This is a genomic window from Streptomyces johnsoniae (genome assembly GCF_031845565.1).
GTDB lineage: Bacteria > Actinomycetota > Actinomycetes > Streptomycetales > Streptomycetaceae > Streptomyces > Streptomyces johnsoniae.
This window is the reverse complement of the sequence record NZ_JAVREV010000110.1, coordinates 1-291: the sequence shown is the minus strand read 5'-3', so window position 1 is coordinate 291 and position 291 is coordinate 1. Positions and strand designations below refer to the sequence as shown.

Genomic DNA, 291 nt, shown 5'->3' with positions numbered 1-291 from the left:
TGCACTCAATAAACACCGCATCCCCCAACCCCCGCACCACCTCATCAAACCGCACCCGCTCCCGCAAATTCGTAAACCAATACTCCGCATCCAACCCCGCCGTATCAAACAACCCACCCGTCACCGACGAATAAAACGGCACCCGACCCGACCCCGGCACCAAACCAGAAAGATCCTCCAGAATCCGATCACGAATCGCATCCACCTGAGCCGAATGCGACGCATAATCCACCGGAACCCACCGCCCACCCAACCCCACCAACTCACCCAGAGCCGCAACCTCCCCCGACA

General features: G+C 59.5%; 1 protein-coding gene. It reads right to left on the bottom strand.

All coding sequences use genetic code 11. From position 1 onward, the window contains the following. A partial coding sequence (locus RM779_RS33505) for an acyltransferase domain-containing protein (protein WP_311621566.1) occupies positions 1–232 on the bottom strand: 232 nt, incomplete at its 3' end. Positions 233–291 lie beyond the last annotated feature (59 nt).